At 42.8% G+C, this 20826-nt stretch carries 20 protein-coding genes; 11 read left to right on the top strand and 9 right to left on the bottom strand.

Annotated features, from left to right (window positions below):
• Window positions 1–71 precede the first annotated feature (71 nt).
• From DS891_RS08570 to DS891_RS08560, 3 genes are read right to left on the bottom strand one after another with little or no spacing between them, the layout of a single operon-like run.
• Entirely contained in the window at window positions 72–440 is a 369-nt protein-coding gene (locus DS891_RS08570) for a GNAT family N-acetyltransferase (protein WP_254605776.1), read from the bottom strand.
• Window positions 440–1774 (bottom strand): FAD-binding oxidoreductase, encoded by a 1335-nt coding sequence (locus DS891_RS08565; protein WP_174169517.1) that lies wholly within the window; start codon window positions 1772–1774, stop codon window positions 440–442. The genes DS891_RS08570 and DS891_RS08565 overlap by 1 nt, the downstream gene beginning before the upstream one ends.
• Before the next feature lies 1 nt (window position 1775).
• Window positions 1776–2333 carry a GNAT family N-acetyltransferase gene (locus DS891_RS08560; protein ID WP_102058401.1) on the bottom strand — a complete coding sequence of 186 codons (558 nt, stop codon included), beginning with the start codon at window positions 2331–2333 and terminating at the stop codon, window positions 1776–1778.
• A gap of 215 nt (window positions 2334–2548) precedes the next feature.
• Here DS891_RS08560 and DS891_RS08555 point away from each other — a divergent pair, with 215 nt between their 5' ends.
• The gene (locus DS891_RS08555; RefSeq protein ID WP_174169516.1) at window positions 2549–3988 is read left to right on the top strand and encodes a chitinase; all 1440 of its coding nucleotides are present in this window, start codon (window positions 2549–2551) and stop codon (window positions 3986–3988) included.
• Between the two features lie 506 nt (window positions 3989–4494).
• Here DS891_RS08555 and DS891_RS24805 read toward each other — a convergent pair.
• A complete protein-coding gene (locus DS891_RS24805) occupies window positions 4495–4767 on the bottom strand; it encodes an ISAs1 family transposase (protein WP_158299157.1) in 273 nt (90 codons plus the stop codon).
• 337 nt (window positions 4768–5104) lie between these two features.
• On the opposite strand from DS891_RS24805, the gene DS891_RS08545 reads away from it, so the two are divergent.
• The 3 genes from DS891_RS08545 (at window position 5105) to DS891_RS08535 (ending at window position 8272) form a co-directional block, all read left to right on the top strand.
• On the top strand, window positions 5105–6658 hold the full coding sequence (locus DS891_RS08545) for a hypothetical protein (protein WP_174169515.1): 1554 nt from the start codon (window positions 5105–5107) through the stop codon (window positions 6656–6658).
• A gap of 154 nt (window positions 6659–6812) precedes the next feature.
• On the top strand, window positions 6813–8012 hold the full coding sequence (locus tag DS891_RS08540) for an RsmB/NOP family class I SAM-dependent RNA methyltransferase (RefSeq protein ID WP_368032184.1): 1200 nt from the start codon (window positions 6813–6815) through the stop codon (window positions 8010–8012).
• An 8-nt stretch (window positions 8013–8020) separates the two neighbouring features.
• A complete protein-coding gene (locus DS891_RS08535) occupies window positions 8021–8272 on the top strand; it encodes a DUF2999 family protein (protein ID WP_010369956.1) in 252 nt (83 codons plus the stop codon).
• Window positions 8273–9146: 874 nt separating this feature from the next.
• On the opposite strand, the gene DS891_RS08525 is transcribed toward DS891_RS08535, so the two are convergent.
• Entirely contained in the window at window positions 9147–10136 is a 990-nt protein-coding gene (locus DS891_RS08525; RefSeq protein ID WP_174169514.1) for a WD40 repeat domain-containing protein, read from the bottom strand.
• A 140-nt stretch (window positions 10137–10276) separates the two neighbouring features.
• On the opposite strand from DS891_RS08525, the gene DS891_RS08520 reads away from it, so the two are divergent.
• Window positions 10277–11161 (top strand): DMT family transporter, encoded by an 885-nt coding sequence (locus tag DS891_RS08520; protein WP_174169513.1) that lies wholly within the window; start codon window positions 10277–10279, stop codon window positions 11159–11161.
• A 171-nt stretch (window positions 11162–11332) separates the two neighbouring features.
• Here DS891_RS08520 and DS891_RS08515 read toward each other — a convergent pair whose 3' ends face one another.
• Together DS891_RS08515 and udk are read right to left on the bottom strand one after the other, a co-directional pair.
• Window positions 11333–12556 carry a NupC/NupG family nucleoside CNT transporter gene (locus DS891_RS08515; protein ID WP_010369948.1) on the bottom strand — a complete coding sequence of 408 codons (1224 nt, stop codon included), beginning with the start codon at window positions 12554–12556 and terminating at the stop codon, window positions 11333–11335.
• Between the two features lie 12 nt (window positions 12557–12568).
• Entirely contained in the window at window positions 12569–13198 is a 630-nt protein-coding gene (gene udk, locus DS891_RS08510) for a uridine kinase (RefSeq protein WP_010603723.1), read from the bottom strand.
• A 308-nt stretch (window positions 13199–13506) separates the two neighbouring features.
• On the opposite strand from udk, the gene DS891_RS08505 reads away from it, so the two are divergent.
• From DS891_RS08505 to DS891_RS08485, 5 genes are all read left to right on the top strand, one after another.
• Complete coding sequence (locus tag DS891_RS08505) at window positions 13507–14718, top strand: phosphopentomutase (protein WP_174169512.1); 1212 nt, start codon at window positions 13507–13509, stop codon at window positions 14716–14718.
• A gap of 14 nt (window positions 14719–14732) precedes the next feature.
• A complete protein-coding gene (gene deoD, locus DS891_RS08500; protein ID WP_102058407.1) occupies window positions 14733–15434 on the top strand; it encodes a purine-nucleoside phosphorylase in 702 nt (233 codons plus the stop codon).
• Between the two features lie 193 nt (window positions 15435–15627).
• Window positions 15628–16593 (top strand): hypothetical protein, encoded by a 966-nt coding sequence (locus DS891_RS08495; RefSeq protein WP_010603720.1) that lies wholly within the window; start codon window positions 15628–15630, stop codon window positions 16591–16593.
• A 69-nt stretch (window positions 16594–16662) separates the two neighbouring features.
• The gene (locus DS891_RS08490) at window positions 16663–17403 is read left to right on the top strand and encodes a ferredoxin--NADP reductase (RefSeq protein ID WP_174169511.1); all 741 of its coding nucleotides are present in this window, start codon (window positions 16663–16665) and stop codon (window positions 17401–17403) included.
• Between the two features lie 4 nt (window positions 17404–17407).
• Window positions 17408–18310 carry a hypothetical protein gene (locus DS891_RS08485; RefSeq protein WP_174169510.1) on the top strand — a complete coding sequence of 301 codons (903 nt, stop codon included), beginning with the start codon at window positions 17408–17410 and terminating at the stop codon, window positions 18308–18310.
• On the opposite strand, the gene DS891_RS08480 is transcribed toward DS891_RS08485, so the two are convergent.
• Window positions 18288–19166 carry a tetratricopeptide repeat protein gene (locus tag DS891_RS08480; RefSeq protein WP_102058410.1) on the bottom strand — a complete coding sequence of 293 codons (879 nt, stop codon included), beginning with the start codon at window positions 19164–19166 and terminating at the stop codon, window positions 18288–18290. The genes DS891_RS08485 and DS891_RS08480 overlap by 23 nt on opposite strands.
• 77 nt (window positions 19167–19243) lie before the next feature.
• On the opposite strand from DS891_RS08480, the gene DS891_RS08475 reads away from it, so the two are divergent.
• On the top strand, window positions 19244–19981 hold the full coding sequence (locus DS891_RS08475) for an ABC transporter substrate-binding protein (RefSeq protein ID WP_211200921.1): 738 nt from the start codon (window positions 19244–19246) through the stop codon (window positions 19979–19981).
• A 51-nt stretch (window positions 19982–20032) separates the two neighbouring features.
• Here the strand turns inward: DS891_RS08475 and DS891_RS08470 are convergent, their stop codons facing one another.
• Entirely contained in the window at window positions 20033–20617 is a 585-nt protein-coding gene (locus DS891_RS08470; protein WP_174169509.1) for a hypothetical protein, read from the bottom strand.
• Between the last annotated feature and the right edge of the window lie 209 nt (window positions 20618–20826).

Genomic DNA, 20826 nt, shown 5'->3' with positions numbered 1-20826 from the left:
TGTTTACCAATCAGCGCCAGTCCCAGTTTTTCGTAAAATCGATTTGATTCGTTCTCGACCCAAGTATAGAGCTAGTACCGCTCGCCAAGTTTGTCTACCATATGAGAAAGTAACCGCCGACCTATCCCACATCCTTGAAACCGGCCTAGCACATAGAGTCTCTCTACTTCAAAGCCAAGATCTTGCTGGTGGTATCTCGAGTGACGGTTAGCTTGAATATAACCTTGTATCGCACCTTGATGCGTTGCGATGTAAATGCTGATCTCTTCTTGCTGTAGCAAAGATATAAAGTAGGTTTCTGTAAAGGTAGAAAGCGCATATTCTGCGTATTCTTGTCGGAGTCCTTGGACTGCATAGGTATCGAGCCAAACCTGAATCGATAGCGCGGCAAGCTTTAATGCATCAGAGGGTACAGCTGGGCGAATTGTGGCGTTGGGCATTACGTTACCTTATCCATTATTTGCGCATATTGGTAATACGCTAGTTGGCCCACTCTTCTTAATTGTGGCATTGGAAATTTAGGCAGCGGCTTTGTATAGATGGGTAAATCAGGCACTTTATGACCCATTAATTTTTCAGCAAGACGAATGCTTGCCTGAGCACTAAATGCCACACCTGAGCCACAATATCCGAGCACATATCCAGTGTTATTTTCACTGTAGATATGGGGGAGATCATCAAGTGCGGCGGCAATATAGCCACTCCAGAAGTAATGAACTTTAGCATTGAGGTTAGGAAAGCAATCGTTAAGCGCTGAACGCAAGTTGTGTTGGTATTTAGCGTTCTCCTGATCGTGGCCAAACACCGCACCTCGTCCACCAAATAAAATGCGATTGTCGGGAAGGCGACGATAGTAGTATTTAAGCCGTCTGGTATCCATGACGACTTGCTCTGTCATTAAGCCATTGACAGCAAGTTGCTCATCGCTGAGTGGTTCAGTCACGATAATACTACTTAAAATAGGCAGGTAACGTCCTTGAGTTAATGGCGAAAAATGTCGTTGAGCGTAGGCATTTGCTGCGATCACGACTTTGTTCGCCGAGACTCTGTGGCCATTCACTTCTAGCTGGTGGTTGCCATTTTGGTTCTGGTAATGAGTGACCAAACTATTTTCATAAAGTTGCACACCAGCTTGCTGTGCTAAAGCCTTGTAACCTAGTAACAGCTTCAAAGGGTGAACACCAAACGCGTTGTCAAATCGCAATGCGCCAAACCCTTGCTGGTTGTGCATATAGGTTTCGGTCAGTTGTTGCTGAGACAGTAACTGATGGCTCTTGCTACCCATGGTTGCAGTGAGAAATTCGGACTGCGCTTTTAGTAGCGAAAATGCTTGCTGATTGTGTGCAACTTTCAAATAGCCAGATGCTTGCACATTGCAATCAATGTGATTGGCGTCGATATGTTCACGGACCAAAGCAACGGCGTTGTTGTACTCTTGATATATGGCTTTACTGACATCCAGACCATACTTTTTGGCCAGTTGCGCATAACCAAGCCGTCCCGTACTTGGTAGCACAAATCCCGCATTTCTCGCGCTCGCGCCAAAGCCAACTTGATTGGCTTCAAATAGGGCAACGCTTTGGTGATGAGTGGTTGCCAAATGGTAGGCGGTAAGTAAGCCCGTAAAACCACCACCGATCACAGCGATATCTACTTGTAATGATTTATCTAGCGAAGGGGTGGGGGTACCTATAGGGCAGGTTGCAGCCCAGTAGCTATTGGCAAAAGCTTGGCCTTGGCAATGTGGCTGAGTGAGTGGATCAAACCCTGACATCTTAAAACTCCAATACCATTTCTGCTGCTTGGCAATGGCATTCAGTACCACAAATAGTACAGACATAGCCGTGATAGATACAGTCGTCTAACCACTTATCATCATGGACTTTGATCAGTTTGCCACCGGCCTTAGTGAAGTATTTAACGGCACCGTTACCTGGGCTTTGTTTCCAAAGATGTGCAACGCCAGCTCTCGCGCCTTGTTGTGTTAATGCTGTTATTGCGTGTTTTAGTAATTGGGGTCCAATACCTTGGCCCTGTGCGTTCGGTGATACCGCGATACATTTAAAATATGCCATATCATTTTGATCAACAGGCCACAAAGACGGTGAACTCCACCTATCTATAGGCCATTGTCCGGCGCTATATGATGTTCTAAAACCGAGTAATTCGCCTTCATCGTTTAGGGCAACAAAGGAAGCATTAATACCGTTTTTACAGCCTTTTTGGTGCATTTGTTCAATGCTTGCGTCATCAAGATAATTATCACCATGAACGAGATTACCAAGTGCGATAACACGCTCGAAATGTTCTGGTTGTAAAGGAATAATTTTCATAGGCTGCTCTATTGTTGTTATTTACTGTGAGGCGTTTTGACTAGCATACCACGTTAGATTATGTACCAAAAACGCTAAGGTTCATCGATTTGAGTAAACGTTATTACATATGTTGTAAGAATAAAAAGTGAACAAAATTTGACAGCGATGTCATTTTGTTAATAATTGTTGAGTTGATGAGTCTCATTATTAACAACAACATGTAAAGGAAAAGTATGAATACTCTAAAACTAGCGACTGCAGTTTCGCTTGCCATAACTGCAAGTCAAGTAATGGCCATGAGTCCGCAGCCCGATCCACAAAACCCCAATGGTTATATTGTTTCTCGAATAGAATTGAAGAATGCCGAGAGCGCGAAAACCAACAACCCTATGTATGCTATTTGGTCTAAAGCACTGGAAACAAGAGACAATACAGTTGTAGAGGCAATTTCGCCGGGCCTTGCCAGTAACCCTGATAATGTAAAAAGAGCTGAACGGGTATTTGGTCAAACCCAGTGGCAATTTCTTACGCAAATGGCGGCACCTGAATACACCTACACGCGTTTTTTACGTGCCATTGGTAAATTTCCCGCATTTTGCGGCGACTATACTGATGGCCGAGACGCCGATGCAATTTGTAAACGCTCTATTGTGACTGCTTTTGCGCATTTTGCCCAAGAAACAGGGGGGCATATTGCCAAAGACAACATTTCTGATAACCCTCTCGGGTTAGAAGAGTGGCAACAAGCTTTGGTGCATGTGCGTGAAATGGGTTGGTCAGAAGGACAAGTAGGCTATACCACAGGGTGTGGACAAAATGACTGGCAAAATCGCCGCTGGCCATGTGGGGCGGGACAAGGATATTTTGGCCGAGGCGCTAAGCAGCTTTCATATCACTTCAACTACGGCGCGTTCAGTGAAGTCATGTTTAACGGTGATGCAACGGTGTTATTAAACAATCCGGGCTTAGTGGCTGACTCTTGGCTAAATTTAGCGTCTGCAATTTGGTTTTTCTTAACGCCGCAAGCGCCAAAACCTGCAATGTTACACGTTATTGATAGAACTTGGACGCCATCCTTGCGTGAAAGTGAGGCTGGGATTGGTTATGGCTTTGGTACCACGATTAATATTATCAATGGCGGTATTGAGTGTGGCGCGCAAAATAAAGACAAGGGTCAGCCCGTTAACCGCATTCGTTATTGGGAAGGGCTTTCGCATTATTACAACATCACGATTGAAGCCGATGAAGAAAATACCTGTTGGCAGCAAACACCATACGGAAGCTTAAATCTTGACGGCGCAACTGATGTCCTCTACACCAACTGGGAAGGTGATTGGGCTTATTATGCAGATCGCCCCGGAGGATATTCATTTGAGTGTAAACTCGTGGGGTATCAAACGGCTTATTCAGCGCTTGTACCAGGAGACTACGAGAAATGCGTGACAAACTTTTATCAATCACACGCAAGCTGGCCTGAAGTACGAGTTGTCGATGATTTACCAACCAATCCTACCGAACCGCCTGTTGACGGTGTACCCGCTTGGGATGCCGACAAGGTTTACTTAAAAGGTGATAGAGCGAGCTACAATGGTGTGATCTACGAAGCCAAGTGGTGGACTAAAGGCAATATACCTGCTGCCGATGGCTCTGGCCCTTGGTTGGCTGTTAACTAGATAGTGTTGGCGGGTTTCCCGCCTCTATTCTTAATAGATTTATTTTTTCCTAAAACTCACCTTGTATTACTTTTAGTTCTATTTATTTTTTAAAAACACCCCGTCTTATTACTACTGAAATTTTATTGTTATTTATTTAATTTTTTGTTTTTATTAATTGTTTTTTGATGGTTTTTGGTTTTTTTATAGTTTTTAATATTTAAAAAACTGTATGTTTTGTTTTTCAAGTTTTTGAAAAAAATTCCCAAATTTGTTCTTTGTTTCGCTTAATTGAGTTTTTATTGATGTACATTTTGTTGTTTTTTATATGTAACTTCGTTGTGGCTAAGGTGCTAGGATGGGATTCCCTTTTGCTCGCAGATTAACCAAAGAGTAACTCCGTCCTAAAATCACCTTTCCAATCTGTTCTTCTTCGTTTCGCAGCTAAACGGTCTTTTTACCTTGATGTTGCGCAACTTGTTGAAATAAGGCTAGCCCATTATCAAAATCAAATGCACTAACCACATTTAGCGCATTGTACACATTGTCTTTCCAGCATCCTCGAAGCATCTATCAATTGCTATGTGTGGCTTTTGAGGTGCTTCTCGACGAGAATTAATCCATTTTAACAGTGCCTCGAGTAAAGTATCTGCATCTAATGCTCTGATTATATTAGCAACACAATGACGTTTTGGAATGTCATTTTCAAAGGAACAATGATGCCTTAGCCAATCCAGTTGCAGCTCACCAAACTTTTGAATTGATTTCCATCCGTCAGCGCCACTAAATATGGCAATCAAAGTTAATATGTCGACAAGACCATTACATCAGGTTCTTTAATATTAACATCAGTTCTAGGGTCTTCAATCCAGCCTAAATGTGCAATGATGCTCATTGTAACGACCTAAAAAATTGCGATGCTCAATCAGATCATAAAAGCCCAATACTCGTCAATTTACAGTTCGCTCCCGTCCTGAGTAGCTAATTAGGACTTTGTACTAATTTGTTACGTTATAGTGCCTGTTTGACAATCCATGATATAGTCTCTAAGAAAATTTTTGTTAATTTGTTATGGTTGAATATTTTGCTTAGTAGGCAAAATATAATGTATCGAGCACCATTCTAAGGATAGGTTTTATGGTTAAAATAACAGGTACTTTATTTGCCGTTTCGTCTTTGTTATTTATTTCTGGTTGCGGTGGAGGGAGTGATTCAAATGATCCTATACCGGATCCAATTAAACCGCCACCAGATCCAGTTATAGTTGAGCCCGATCCCAGTGTGTTTATGGACGCAATTGAACAGCAGGGCAAACAGTACGTCGCAGATGCAATCGAAGTAATGACCTCGCAAGGCATAAACTGTACAGATACGACAGCGACCCATGAAATGTGCGATATCGTTAATGTAAAGTTTAATGATGGTGTGTTTGATCAATCTCGGACAAAATCATCGCAAACATTGCTAGTTTTAGATTATGGAATGGACTTTCATACGGTGCTTAGATACCGCTCTCGAGTCAAGGCTGCGTTTAAATATGACCCTCAATCCAAAACTTTTATCGCGGATAATCCAGAGGTAAACCTTTCAAAGCTGGGAGTTAAACTATTAACAGAGGTCAATCAGTTTACCTTTACGAATGAAAAATTTGACTCTCCGCAGCCTGCATTTCTACCCGCCGCGTGGTTATCTGAGCTCGCTATTAAATATAGGGCAGTAGTGCCTGCTGATAAAGCAGATAGAGTCACGAAGCGTAATTTTAATAGTCATGGCACTAAGGTATTTGGTTATCTTGCTCAGCATAACCCTGAGGCAGAGTTTGTTGCTATTGATACTGAGTCTTTCTCACCTTTTATTCAGCATAAAAACGCGCTCTGTGCGCAAGATGTCAGTGAATTTTCTCGTTTCATGACCAGTGCAGCAAGCTCGTTAACTGCTGATATTATTGAAGCGAACGAAGTTGAATTTATTAACTATTCGGGCGGCTTTACGCTGCAAGATGTGTATATCGCATGGCAGCAGAATGCGTGTTCGGGAGAGCTGAATAACGCAAAAGCTACAGAGTTTTTATATGCTTTGAAGCCTGTTTATGAGGCAATATTTAGCTCACCCAGCGCGCTTGCATTTCATGCTGGTAACATTGATGCTGTGACAAGCAATGATGACTTGGATCTAATGCAATTTAGCAATCGAATTCGGGTTTATCAGTATTCAACTTCAGCAAAAAACACGACAATTCAGCCATTTGGAAAATCTGAGTGGCAACAGGTTTATGTAGAGCAGCCAGACAGTTTTGTGGGCAATGAAAGCATAGATTTGTATATTAATGTCGGCTATGACCCATACGACAGCACGGCAAAAAATAGTACGCCTAAAATGGAACCTGATGTGCTTGGTATGCGCTATGGTGTAGAGCAAGCCTTGTATGGCTCCTCTTGGACAACACCAGTTGCAACATCATACGCGATAAACGAGCAGGTCAAGCTTGCTACTGAAACGGGTGTGAGCACTTTTGACCCTCAGGTGTTAAAAACAAGACTACTACCAGACTCTTGTAATGATTCTGGCGGCTATCAAGGAAACGAGACGCTCGCTAAGTTTATTGAACAAGGGCAGGGGATGTGCCGTATTCAGGACCCATTGCGTCACCGAGCTGATGAGCTCAACCGTATTGGATATTTAAGCCGATAATCGACTCGCTGTAATAATGTAAAAATGAATCGAAGTCGCATATTGTTGTGTACTTCGATTCATTACCTTAATTTCAGCTAATATCATAAACTCCAATTGAAGCCCCTTGGTATGCGCGCTAAAATAGTGTTTTAGCAATAATCGAGACCATATCGTGTCTGTAACTCGCTCGTTAGTCCAAACTCTGTCTGAGTGCATTGAACATGTGCTAGATACTTCTCTTCATGCCGATAAAGCATTAACTCAATTACTACAGAACAACCCTCAGTGGAGCCTTGATGAAAGGCAGTATGTGGTGAGTAACTATTACCATATCTTTCGCTTTAAACGGTTACTGGCTTACCTACTTGAGCATGAAGAAATGCCGCTAGATGGCTTTGGCTATTGGCTAACTTGCCAAGTTGTTACAGCGCAGCCGCTACCTGAGTGGGTGGATACTGAGCGTTATAATCTGGAAAAGCTACAAAGTTTAATCGAGCAGGCGCCTCAAGCTGTTCGCTTATCTTTACCAGATTGGTTAAACGAGATTGCGAATGAGCAACTGGGTGAGCAGTGGCCAGCGGTTGCATCCGCGCTAAATCAAAGTGCTCAACAATATTTGCGAGTCAATAGCCTAAAAAGCGATATTGCGACAGTAACAGAGTCTCTGGCAAAAGAAGGGATCAAGGTTTCACAGGTTGCGCTTGATTCTCATGTCGCGCTAAAAGTTGAGTCCAATAGCCATCTGTTTCGCTCTCAAGCGTTTCAGGCGGGTTGGTTTGAAATGCAAGATGCTGGTTCTCAGCAAATCGTGCCTTTTTTAGAAATACAGCCCGGTCATAAAGTGGTTGATGCCTGTGCAGGCGCTGGTGGCAAGAGCTTACATATAGCGGCGCTAATGGAGAATAAAGGTCGCTTGTTGTCTATGGACATCCATGAACATAAGCTTGAAACGCTGAAACAACGAGCGAAACGTGCTGGTGTGCATGTTGCTGAAACGCGCGTTATTCAAAACAATAAAACCATTAAGCGCCAAAAAGAGAAGTTTGATCGCGTGCTATTGGATGTGCCGTGCTCTGGTCTTGGTGTATTAAAGCGGAATCCAGATGCAAAGTGGCACTTGAATTCGCAAAATTTAGACACACTTATTGCTTTGCAAACCGATATTCTAGCGCGTTACAGTCAAATGTGTAAGGTGGGCGGCAAACTGGTGTATGCAACTTGTTCAATTCTTCCTTCTGAAAATGAGCAGCAGGTTGAACGCTTTTTGGCAAATAACCCCAATTGGCAGTTAGAAGACTCACTACGTTTACTTCCAGGAGTAAATTCAGAATTTGACGGTTTTTACGCCGCACGATTAGTAAAAAATAGTTAGGAAACAAGATGAACCCAATCATTGCATTACTTAAAGAGCACAATATTTCGGATGAACAGATCCAAGCGGTATTTACCCAGCTGACTGAAAATCCAATGATGGCGATGGCGACTATTCAGCAACTAGGAATTCCACCCGAAAAGCTTCAACAGTTGATGGGCTTGGTAATGCAAAATCCTGCATTGATCAAAGAAGCAGTTAACGAATTAGGTCTTGATTTTGAAAAGGTTGAGGCTGCAAAAGCACAGCTAAAACAGTAACATTAATGGCTAGGGCTAGACAAACTCAGGCTTGTCTAGCCCTAGCTAAATAACTCACATACAGATCAAATTTTGTGAGTAAAACCACTGTATACGCCAAATAAAAATGTGAGAATAAAAGAAAATAGTGACGAGCCTATTGCATAGGCTAGGACTGCCTTACCCCAATTTCTCCACTTTACCAACTCATGTTCCGCCATTTTATAGTTAAGTATTATGCTGTACAAACCAGAAAATAAGAGCGAAAAAATTGCGTAAAGCTGCTCGCCGAAGATACCAAGCAGTAGTGGAATTGAGAATAGCAGGACGCTTAAGGTTAGAATGAGTAGGTGTCCTATAGCGTACTCCAGCATTGTGTAGGGCACAGAGCGATACACTAGCTTAGAGGCTAATCCGAGTAAAAATGCCAGGATAAAGACGCGATAAACATGAGTTGCCTCATAAAGTGCGATTTCAGATTGCCATTTGAGCTGATCTTTCGATTCCAAAAGTTGACTGCTGGATATGAAACTGATTTCAAGTAGATGTGAGGCAAGCACGATCACGGTGAGTAGAATAAAACTAAACTTGAAGGGATTACCAAAGCGGCTTCTCTGCCCATTCAAATATCCAAGAATAGTCTTAAAAGGTCTAAGTAATAATCCAAAAAGCAACTTAAAAAAAGGGGATTCGAGTTCAAGCAGTGCGCTTTGAAGCAAAATGCGTAAGTGTTTAAAGGTCAGTCTTGAGGCTTTTTTCTGTCCGCAACCTGAGCAGTACTCGCCAACAAGTTGAGTGTGACAATTTAAACAGTGCGATTGATTGTCAAAATTTGCGTGATCCATAGATGTATTTATTATTTTTTAATATCGATGAATGCTACCTTTTTTTGTCTCTAATAATCAAACAATATAGGTGTTAAGGCCCACTTTTCTAGTACTCCATCTGAACTTATCGTCGTGAGCATATTGCTATCGGAGATGTGTACATCATAAACGGTGCTGCCCAAATTCAGTTGTGCAATTGGCCAACTGACAATCTCTTTTCCCGACGTTAATTCCCATAACGATATATATTCCTTGGAAGAGGTGGTTAGCAGAAATTTGTCGTCAGCGACGAATTGCGCACTACGAAAAAACTTGAAGCGCTGAGGATAGGATAGAGATAACACTGCTTGACCTGTACGCGTATCAATGAATTTTTGGTCTTGCAGGGCGTCTGATACGAACAGCCAGTTTTCATTTTGTGATAATGCCAAACTGGTAATACGATGAGGCAGCTCATAATCTACAGTGACTTCTTTACTAGTTAACTCAAGCTTTTTAGCGTGGCCGTCTAAAGAAGCTGAGTAGAGCGAGGTTAAACTCCGGTTAAAAATCAAATGTGTAATGTTACTTTCATGAAGGTTTATTCTGGTGATGATCTGCTCATCTAAACTCAAAAGTAGTATGCTGCCGTCATTGTAGCCAAGGGCGATAAACTGCTCGTCACTGGACCACAGAGCCTTGGTAACGCGAATGAATGAGTCAAGTTCAGGTAATGGATAACTGACAACTTCGTTTGAGTGTAATTGCCAGATGTTAAGTTGGGTGTCTGAAATACTGATAATACTGCGCTTGCTCGGCGCTATTAAAGCATCGCGAAAAGTAAGTTGGTATTTACTTCCTTCAATTTGTTTAATCAACTGTTGGCTTTGGTTATCCCATATTTGTAGCAAATGATCGTCAATGAGTAATAAGGTTAGCGCCGCGTCACTTGAAAGTTGGGCGAGACTAACCGGCAACTGAGTCAATTGTATTTGCTCTGTTGGCTCTAGAGTCTGCCTTTTGCTACATCCTGTGAGGATAAGCAAAGCGACTATCATTGCGTAAAAAGCGAGTCTCATTCTATACCTTAAGTTTTAGCCTTTCCCTCTTTCTCAAAGAAAGTTAAACACATCCTAATGACAGTACCAAAAATGGCTTGTGCTGTATTTATATATCGGCGTAAGGTAAAGCTCCATTAATATTAACCTTGGAGTATGGAGTGAAAGGGTTTCTTGGTTTAGTGTTACTTGCCGCAATTTGGGGTGGCTCATTTTTATTTATGAAGGTGGCTGCCGGTGTCCTTGGTCCTGCTGTACTCATTGAATTTCGAGTCTTATTTGGTGCGTTAACGCTCGCCGCGGTTGCTTTAGTATTAAAGCGTAATTTACATTTTTGGCAGTACAAAAAGCACTTTTTAATCCTCGGACTGTTTAACTCAGCGTTACCTTTTATGTTATTCGCTTATGCCGTGCAAACGCTTGATGCTTCCATGCTCTCAATTTTAAATTCAACCGCACCATTTTGGGGGGTGTTAATCAGTGTGTTTTGGTTAAAAGTGCCGACTCAAAAGTCGGTGTGGCTAGGATGTGGATTTGGGATTGCAGGTGTTATCACACTAGTCGGGTTGGATAGCACTGTATTGGACGAGGGTGCATGGTTACCTATTATTGCAACCCTGTGTGCGACTCTGAGCTATGCGGTGGCCTCTCATTACACCAAAACGGCACCAAAAATGAGCGCATTCAATCATGCCCATGGGAACTTATGGGGCTCTGCGCTATTGGTATTGCCTTTTATTTGGTTTATGCCAATGAGAGAAACGCCTGACTCTACAGTGATAAGTGCGGTAGTTGGACTTGGCATATTATGTACGGGCGTTGCCTATATTCTCTATTTTAAGTTAGTCGAAGATCTCGGCGCGGCGTCTGCTTTATCTGTTACCTTTTTAATTCCTGTGTTTGGGATTTTATGGGGGCATCTCTTTTTACAAGAGCAAATCGGTGCTAACACAATCCTTGGCAGTAGTTTAGTTTTGCTTGGGGTCAGTTTAGTAACTGGGTTACAAGAAAAGATATTCCCACCAAAAGCGATGAAGGAGCTGTAGGTGAGAAGTGACGGCCCCTCAACATGGTGCTGTCAAAAAAGCGTTTCTCAGAAACGATAAAAGGGCCTAAAAGGCCCTTTGGTGAAGTATCGTTCAAGTTAGTGTGGTCACTTTAACCCCTTAAAGCAACCAACCAATTGTTTTGCAACTGCGGCTTATCTCAATAAGTTTCTAAGCTAGCGAGAGGAAGAAACCTGCAATTGCTGCACTCATGAGGTTAGCCATAGACCCTGCTAACACTGCTCTGAGCCCTAGGCGAGCGATATCCTTTCTACGACTTGGGGCCATACCACCAAGTCCGCCTAGTAAGATGGCAATCGACGATAAGTTAGCAAATCCACATAAAGCAAATGTGACAATCGCTTGAGTGTGCGTGCTCAACGTATCGCGATAATTCATATAATCTAGGTAGGCAACAAACTCGTTAACTACCAATTTTTGGCCGATAAAACTACCTGCCGTCACGGCTTCCGACCAAGGTACCCCAAGTAGCCAAGCAACAGGGGCAAAGACGTAGCCTAAAATTTCTTGTAGCGTCAGTGTCGGGTAATCAAAAATTCCACCAATACTGCCTAGTAAACCGTTTAGTAGCGCAATAAGTGCCACAAACGCAAGTAGCATTGCACCTACGTTCAGTGCCAAGTGCATACCGCTTGATGCACCAGATGCTGCCGCATCAATTACGTTTACTGGTTTATCATCACCACTATCTACATCAGATAGGTTTTCGTGTGGCTTCTCGGTTTCTGGTACAATCATTTTTGCCATTAAGAAACCACCAGGAGCTGCCATAAAGCTCGCGGCAATGAGGTATTTAAGCTCAACACCAATCGCCACATAGCCCGCCATAACAGAGCCTGCCACCGTCGCCAAACCGCCCACCATAACTGCAAACAACTCTGATTGCGTCATTTTTGGAATAAACGGTTTTACGATCAAAGGGGCTTCCGTTTGGCCGACAAAAATATTTGCCGTAGCTGAAAGCGACTCTGGTCGTGACGTTTGTAGTAACTTTTGCAAGCCACCACCCAAAATTTTAATGATCCAGTTCATAATACCAAGGTGATACAACACAGCAACGAGCGCTGAGAAGAACACGATCACTGGTAATACCTGAATCGCAAAGATAAACCCTAGCGAGTCTTGTTTGGCTAATGGCCCGAACAAGAAACCGATACCGTCATTAGCATAGCTAATCACTTTGGCAACCGCGCTAGACATTGAAGCTAATACATTTTTACCCGCTTCAATAAAGAGTACAAAGCCACCAATAAGGACTTGCAGTAAAAATGCAACGCCTACGGTACGCTTATTAATAGCACTGCGATTTGTCGAACACGCAAATGCTACGCCTAGGAGCATCATCATGCCCACTAAGCTCATAATTGTTGTCATGCCAATTTCCCGTTATTCTTGTAGCAAATATTTTATTTTACTTTTAATAATATCAATCGCAACGCGATTCATACCGCCACGGGTCACAACCAAGTCGGCATTATGCTTGGATGGCTCGATAAACTGATAAAACATCGGTCTTACCGTCGCCTGATATTGTTCTACCACAGATGACAGACTTCTTCCTCTGTGCTCTATATCTCTTTGCATGCGACGCAGCAAACAAATATCCAAAGGTGTATCAATGAACACCTTGATATCAAACTCTTCACTTAATGCAGGATCGCTCAGTAGTAATATACCCTCGACGATTAGTATCTTAGCAGGGTTTACTATTCGGGTTTTATCACTACGTGTATGCTGTCCGTAATCGTAGGTAGGAACCTCTACGGATTCACCTAGGCGAAGCTTAGTTAAATGCTCGCGTAACAACTCGTGTTCAAACGCATCAGGATGATCATAATTCGTTTGAGTACGATGCTCTATAGGTAAATGCGATTGATCTTTATAATAGGCGTCCTCTTCGATTACCGCGATAGTGCCTGAGGCAAGCTCATTCACTAATTCGTTGTAGATCGTTTGACTAAAAAGAGACTTACCAGACGCAGATGCGCCAGCTATGGCTATAATAGTTCGTGTCACTAAAGTTCACACCCAGCAGTTGTTTATGTTGGAAGATCACAATAGCAAAAAAGACACGATTAATCTCTTTTGCCTCGCTTAATGAGCAAATTTAACGGGTTTAGCGGACTCAAAACAGGACTTATGTCCGCTTAAGGGCGACAGAGCCAAATTAGCAAGATCGCAGCTTTTCGTGAATTTTGTGACTATTTTATGACAGCGGACTTATGTCCTGTACGATTTTTTTAACCAAACATAAAGTAACCAACGCTTAAGGTAACCATGTATTTAAGAATAAATAACAGCCTGAGCAGTATAGAGAGGTATCTATGGCAAGAGCAATCATTTTAATGGCGGATAGCCTAGGCATTGGCGCAGCACCGGACGCAGAAAAGTTTGGTGACGTAGGCGCGAATACTCTCGCTCATTTATTACAGGCGTATAAAGAAGAAAAAGGACAAGCGTTAGACTTACCTAATCTTTCTAAACTAGGCCTTATTGCAGCATGTGAAGCTGCAGGTAAAGAAACCTGCGCCGTGGCGCAAACCATAGAGCCAAGTGCTGCTTGGGGATATGCAAAAGAATTATCGAGTGGTAAAGACACGCCGTCTGGCCACTGGGAAATGGCTGGGGTGCCAGTATTGTTTGAGTGGGGTTACTTCCCAAATACTAACCCATGCTTCCCACAAGAATTTATAGATGAGTTGTGCAAACGTGCAGACATCCCAGGTATTTTGGGTAACTGTTACGCGTCGGGCACAACGATTTTAGAACAGCTGGGTGAAGAACACATGCAAAGCGGTAAGCCGATTTGCTACACCTCAGTTGATAGCGTCTTTCAAATAGCCGCTCATGAACAATCGTTCGGACTTGACAAGCTTTATCAAGTATGTGAAATCGCACGGGCACTGCTTGATGAAATGAATATAGGACGAGTGATTGCGCGGCCATTTATAGGCACTTCAAGTGCCGACTTTATTCGTACTGGTAACCGCCGAGACTATTCGGTATTACCGCCTTCGCCGACTGTGCTAGATAAGCTAGCCAATGACGGTGGCGAAGTAATTAGTATTGGTAAAATTGCAGATATTTATGCGCATCAAGGGATCACGCAAAAGCACAAAGCGCCTGGTCTTTTGAATCTGCTAGCAAAGACAAGCGAAGTGATGGACACAGCACCAGACCATAGTCTTATCTTCACCAACTTAGTCGACTTCGATGAAAAGTTTGGTCACCGCAGAAATGCAGTGGGATATGCAGAAGCACTTGCTGAGTTTGACGCATTTTTACCTGAAATTATTGCCAAACTAAAAGCTGATGACTTGCTTTTAGTGACTGCCGACCATGGTTGTGATCCAACCGCAGAAGGCACAGATCATACGCGAGAGTACGTGCCTGTATTGGCGTATACACCGGGTATGAACAATACTCCGTTAGGAGAAAGACAAAGTTTTGCTGACATAGGTCAAACGCTTGCCCAGTGGTTTGATTTAGATGCAACGCAGTACGGTGAAGGCTTTAAGGCCGAGATAAAAGCCTAACTAAAGGAAACAATATGAGCACTCCACACATTAGCGCAAAGCCAGGTGATTTTGCAGAAACGGTATTAATGCCGGGCGATCCACTAAGAGCAAAATACATTGCAGAAAACTTTTTGGAAGATGCTCGTCAGGTAACTGACGTTCGCAACATGTTTGGTTTTACTGGTACTTACAATGGTAAGCCAGTTAGCATTATGGGTTCAGGCATGGGTATTCCATCTATGTCAATCTACGCTCGTGAGCTTATTGTTAGCTTTGGTGTTAAGAACCTGATCCGCATCGGTACATGTGGTGGTATTAGTCAAGACATCAAGATCCGCGATGTGATCTTTGCACAAGGCGCAAGCACAGACTCAAATGTGAATCGTGCTCGTGTACGTGGCTATGACTTCGCTGCAATTGCTGATTTTGGTTTATTAGAAAATGGCGTAAACGCTGCTCGCCGTTTAGGTATTGAAGCAAAAGTTGGTAATGTTTTCACTACAGATACTTTCTATCAAGCCGATGGCGAATTTTATAGAGAATTAGACAAGCTAGGCGTAATGGCTGTTGATATGGAAACAGCTGGTTTATACGGTGTAGCGGCTGAATATGGTGCAAAAGCGATGGCACTATTCACAGTAAGTGATCATGTTATTACTGGTGAGGCAACGCCACCAGAAGAACGTCAAAGCACGTTCAATGAAATGGTTAAAATTGCGCTAGAGTCAATTTAATACGATTTGAAAAGTTCCTTGGTAACGTAATCGCAGAGTTTTGGAGACACGCCTAAAACAACGCGAATCACACCCAAAAAAGCCGCTTGAAGCGGCTTTTTTTTTGATCTTGGCCCATCCAAAATTCCTTCGACTAGTTTAAAGTACACAAAGGTGGTAGAGTTTTCTAATGATAAGGTATTGGTGTTAGGTGATGACGATTCTTGCTCTGGGCTTTTTTGCGTTGATGGCGAATGCCGAAGTTGACTTAGATGCATTTGAATCTCTGGTTAAAAACGCGCCAGATGAAGCGCTTAAGGTATACCAAAACGCGATTGCTCGGGAGGATCTTCCAGTTCAAGATTTATATCAACTTCATTATCTTGCGATTAGAGCGAGTGCCAGTACATTTAATAATGCCATTTTTATTAAAGCGCTAGATACGCTTAAAGCACCACCCTTTAAGACTTTGGCGGACGAAGACAGGGCGAAGATTCTGACTAATATTGGTGTTGGCTATCGTCGCCGTAACCAGAATGAACAAGCTATCTGGCATTATCGATGTGCAATGAACGCTCCAGCCAGCTTCCAGCATAAGTCTGCACTTAAAGTGAACATCGCGATTGCGTACACGCGCCTTGAACAACCCGCGATTGGCTACAATCTCTTAAAAAGCGTGGATAGAGAAATGTTACCAAGCTTTATGCAAGCAGGGCTGTTAACTGCGCTTGGCAATGCAACATTTGCAATGGGCGAAACCGATGAGGCGCTGAGCTACTTTGTTGATGCAGCGATCCATTACGCAGAAGATGAAAACTATAGAGCTGTGAAGCAGGTATCAATCAATAGTCTTGGGATATACGTACTTAACTCAGACTTCTCCAGCTATCGCAAAGCGCTTGCTAATATTGCAGCGGAACCTGCCCTAATAGAAGATAATCAGCTTTACCTTGGTTGGTTAAGGGAGCTGGTACAACAGCTAGAGCAAAACAAACAAGCCTTAACCGTGTCGACAACAATGAAAGCCTATTCGCTAGGCGCTGCGAATGCAGGATATGCGTCCATGGTGAATGCGCATATCGACAAGTTTAATCTGTCGCTGCCGAAAGTCACTTCACAGGTCATCGTCAGAGATCCGCTTCCTGTTGAATTGGGAAAACACTGGTGCCCGAAACTTTGACAAAGCCAATTTTTTTGCCATGGTTATGTTATCGTTAAATAAATACGGCTTGTGAGTTTTGGAGAAATAATGTCGCAATGGGTAAAAGGAGAAATCGTCGAAATCACACATTGGACGCCCACATTATTTAGTATCAAATTTGAAGCGGATATCGCACCGTTTAAGGCTGGTCAATATACTAAATTGAGTTTGCAACAAGGGGAAAAGCGCATCGCGCGAGCATATTCTTTTGTAAACCCGCCGTCAGAACCAATTCATGAAGTATTGTTAGTCGAAGTACCCGACGGAAACCTTTCTGTGCCTTTACATCAGCTACAAGTCGGTGATGAGCTCGATGTAACTTACCATGCAAACGGTTTTTTTACACTAGATGAGCTACCACCTTGCGATACGCTTTGGATGATAAGCACAGGTACAGCGGTTGGCCCATTTTTGTCTATGCTCAGAGAAGGTGAAGTATGGCAGAAGGTTAAGCGGGTGATCCTTATTCATGGTGTACGCCTAAATGCAGATTTGTGTTACCGTGAAGAGCTTGAGCAGTTGCAACAACAAAGAGACGGCTTTACTTATGTGCCGCTCGTCACACGGCAAAAACCAGAGCTCGGTTGTCAGGGCCGTGTCACCGAACTGATAGAAAATAAGCAATTATTAACTCACCTAGGCTATAAGCAGTTTCCTGATAGTAGCCATTTTATGCTCTGTGGTAACCCCGAAATGGTGAAACAATTAAGTGCTCAGTTGCAGAGTATGGGATATGAACGCCACAGGCGAGCCAAACCTGGACAGATCACCGTTGAGCAATATTGGTGAATCTATGCACGTTCGTGTTATTTATCTCTTGTGCTTGTTGCTGCTGGTAACCGCGAACACTGTGTCTGCAGAGCCTAAGGTCATTAGGGTCGTGGACGCAGCAGAAGAAAATGGCACGCCGCAGAACCAATATTTTTTGTCAGTCTTGCGGTTAGCATTGGATAAGTCACGCGAACGTTATGGCGAGTATTGGATAGAGCCGATTGATTTACCAATTAATCAATCACGACAATTTAAGGAATTGCTAAAGCACAATGTCGATGTGTTTTGGACGGTTTCAACAGCCGCTAGAGACACTCAGGCAAAGCCTGTGGCCATTCCCATAGCGTTTGGCAGCTTTGGTATAAGAGTACTGGCTATGAATGTGGCTGACAGCGGCAAGCTTAATGTGCATTTATCGTTATCAGAGCTACAAAAGTTCAACGTTGTTTTAGGGCAGGATTGGCCTGATGTTCATATTTTTGAAAAGGCAGGTTTTACGGTAGAAAAATATGTTGATGGCTTGGCAAGTTATCGAGTGCTCGCAAATAGTGCCGGTAAGATCTTTCCACGAGGTGTCATTGAAGTAGTACCTGAGCTCAAGGCGTTCGATAACAAGCAAGTGACTTATGGCGAAAAGAACCTGTTGCTCTATCCTTCAATGGTGTACTTCTATGTCCGCAAAGAAGATATTAAACTTTATAAACGCCTAGAGTATGGTTTAACACAAGTGCTTGAAGATGGCTCTTTGGCTGCCCTTTTTTACGACAGTACGATGATGACTGAGCTGAAAAAGCACTTTAATTTACAAGGTGCCGCCATCCATCAAATTGAAAATCCGTTGATTATCTCTAAAAAGCAGCTCGACGCGATTTCTCAATTACAAGTCGAGCTGCTAAAACAACTTAACTATTCACCAGCTCGTTAAAGCTTTGGTTGTCTGCAAGACTCGCAAACGCTGGCTCGTGTTGCAGCTCGTTCTTTAAGTTAGGCGCATATTCCAAAGCCATACGGATGTCGGCCATCGCATCTGCGTGCTTGTAAAGCATCGAGTAAGCACATGCTCGTTGCCAATAGGCATAACCATAGTCACTGTCTATTTCTAGCGCTTGATTACACAAAGCAATTGCCGTGTTGGTTTGACCAAGCTCTAATAAAGCATCAGCTTTGTAGGCAATTGCCTCTACATCTTCAGGTTTGCGATTTAGGATCTCATCGTAGATCTCAATTTTAGAGTTCATGTCACTCTCAAGATTTGCCCGCATCCACAGAGAGTGTACTTCATTCGTTATGGATATTTTCTTCTGGTTATTGAGGATTTCTTCAGAGCGTTCGCGTAATTTTTCTTCAATAACCTGAAGGCGCTTTTCATATTCATCGGTGATCGTGCCAACGCGCAGGCTAACGATATCTTCTACTTTACTCTTAATATCTCTAAAAGAAGTCCAACCAACAACCACTAAGATGGACGCGGCCGCTGTGATCAAAAAGAGCACATTGTTGATGGTATCTGTGGTGTAGGTAATCGCGCGATCTGCAGTATCTAGCTGAGAGTGACTGATTTTCTTTTCAATATCAGCTCTTAAGCGCATTTGATCTTCTCTGACAGCTCTTAATTCATCAAGAATATAACGCTCAATTAAGGGCCTATACATGGGCTCTTGTAATTGCGACAAAGCCTGTTGTTGTTGGTTTTCTGTCGGCTTTTTTGACGTTGTTTGTTCATTCGCCATGCTAGTAAAACTGCAAGCGACGAGTAGGATAAATAGTACTATGCTTTTCATATTGATGTTCTAGAAACTTTATATTTTTAATATGGTGCATGAGTTAAGGTAGAATTGCAAAAAGCGGAGAAGAAATATTGGCTTATATAATAAAATTAGCGATTTATAGCCTGATTATACTCTCTTTAACGAGTTTAAGTGCCTCTGCAAAAGAGCTACTGGTGGTGACCGAAGAGTGGAAGCCATACAACTTCACCAATGACAAAGGCGAGGTTGTTGGGAGAGCAACAAAAAAGGTGAGGGAGGTGCTTGCAGAAGCCGAGGTTGACTACGAGATAAAAGTTTACCCTTGGGTACGGGCGATGAAAATTGCCAAAGAGCGACCAAACACAATGATTTATTCGATTTATCGTACTGCCGAGCGTGAAGCTGACTACGAATGGGCATGCCCTTTGATCCGCCCTGTAGGCGTGTATTTCTTCAAACTGAAAACGCGTAAAGATATTCAAGTTGCTTCATTGGAAGATGCCAAGCAGTACACGTCCGCAGTTGTGAAGGGAAATCTTTATTATGATTTCTTAATCCAACATGGCTTCGCTCAGGGAGAGCACTTGGTTGTTGCCGCAGATTCAAAAAGCTTTTACAAACTCTTTTTCAAAGGGCGGATAGATCTTGTAATGTCAACGGAATATATCATGAGTGAAGAACTTAAGGCGGCCGGGCTCAATTATGATGAGGTTGTACCTCTGATAGAAGTAACCAAAGCTACACAACAGCGTGGCTGTATGGCATTTAGCAAGGATACAGAACCTATGTTAATAGAGAGAATTAGGCGTGCGCTGGCGAAGCACAATCAAGAGTTTGTTGGGCCATAATGGGCAATCCTCAGGGAAAGGTTGCCCATAGTGATAGGGTACTAATCAATATTAGTAGCTAAGCTCAATTTGACCAACTGCCACGCTGCCTTTATCCCACGTTGTTCTGCACTTGAGGTCCAAAACAGCGCCACTTTCGTAGTTATTGTCTAAAGTGGTGGTATGGCTAACAAATTGCTCTTCTGTTACGTTTGGATCAGATATATCAGTCCAATAGAAACCTTTACCTGTCTCTCTAAACTTGAACCATTTATCGATACCGCCGTCGCTCACTTTACGAATTTTTGAAACCAAACAAAAGGCATTAGTACCAGTTAGTCCTTTAGTTGTTCCATGAACGGTTAGCGTAAATTGGCCTATATTAGCATTTAGCGGCACACTACAGTTGAAGTAACGCTCTGTTCTTAAGTAGGCAGGATTGAAAATAAAGTAGCCATTTCCCGTGGCACCCGCTTGTTCGCTGTGTTTTTGTGTTAACGCTTCTAAGTTACCAACCGCATTTGCATGTTTAGTGAAAGCAGCAGCCTCCAGTTTACTGTCTAAAGCACAGTTATTTGCACCTGAATACAACTCCACAGTAGCGTACGCTGAGTTCGCCGCGAATAATGAAGCGATAATCGCAAGTTTGGTTTTCATACTAATTCCTTGTTTTAGTTAGCGAAGTGGGTACGTTAACAGAGTGCACCGTTCATGTAAACTAAATGTTTTTTAAATATTTGTGAAAGTGTTTTTTAGGAGAGTAAAGAGAAAAGCGCACCACACGGTGCGCCTAATCAGTGCCATGGTGAAGGGGAAATTAACTAAAGGTGTTACACCAATCAAACCCTTCATAATGATAAACGAAT

It is taken from the genome of Pseudoalteromonas sp. JC28 (assembly GCF_013319255.1).
In the GTDB taxonomy this organism is placed as follows: Bacteria; Pseudomonadota; Gammaproteobacteria; order Enterobacterales; family Alteromonadaceae; genus Pseudoalteromonas.
This window is presented reverse-complemented; position numbering and strand designations above follow the sequence as displayed.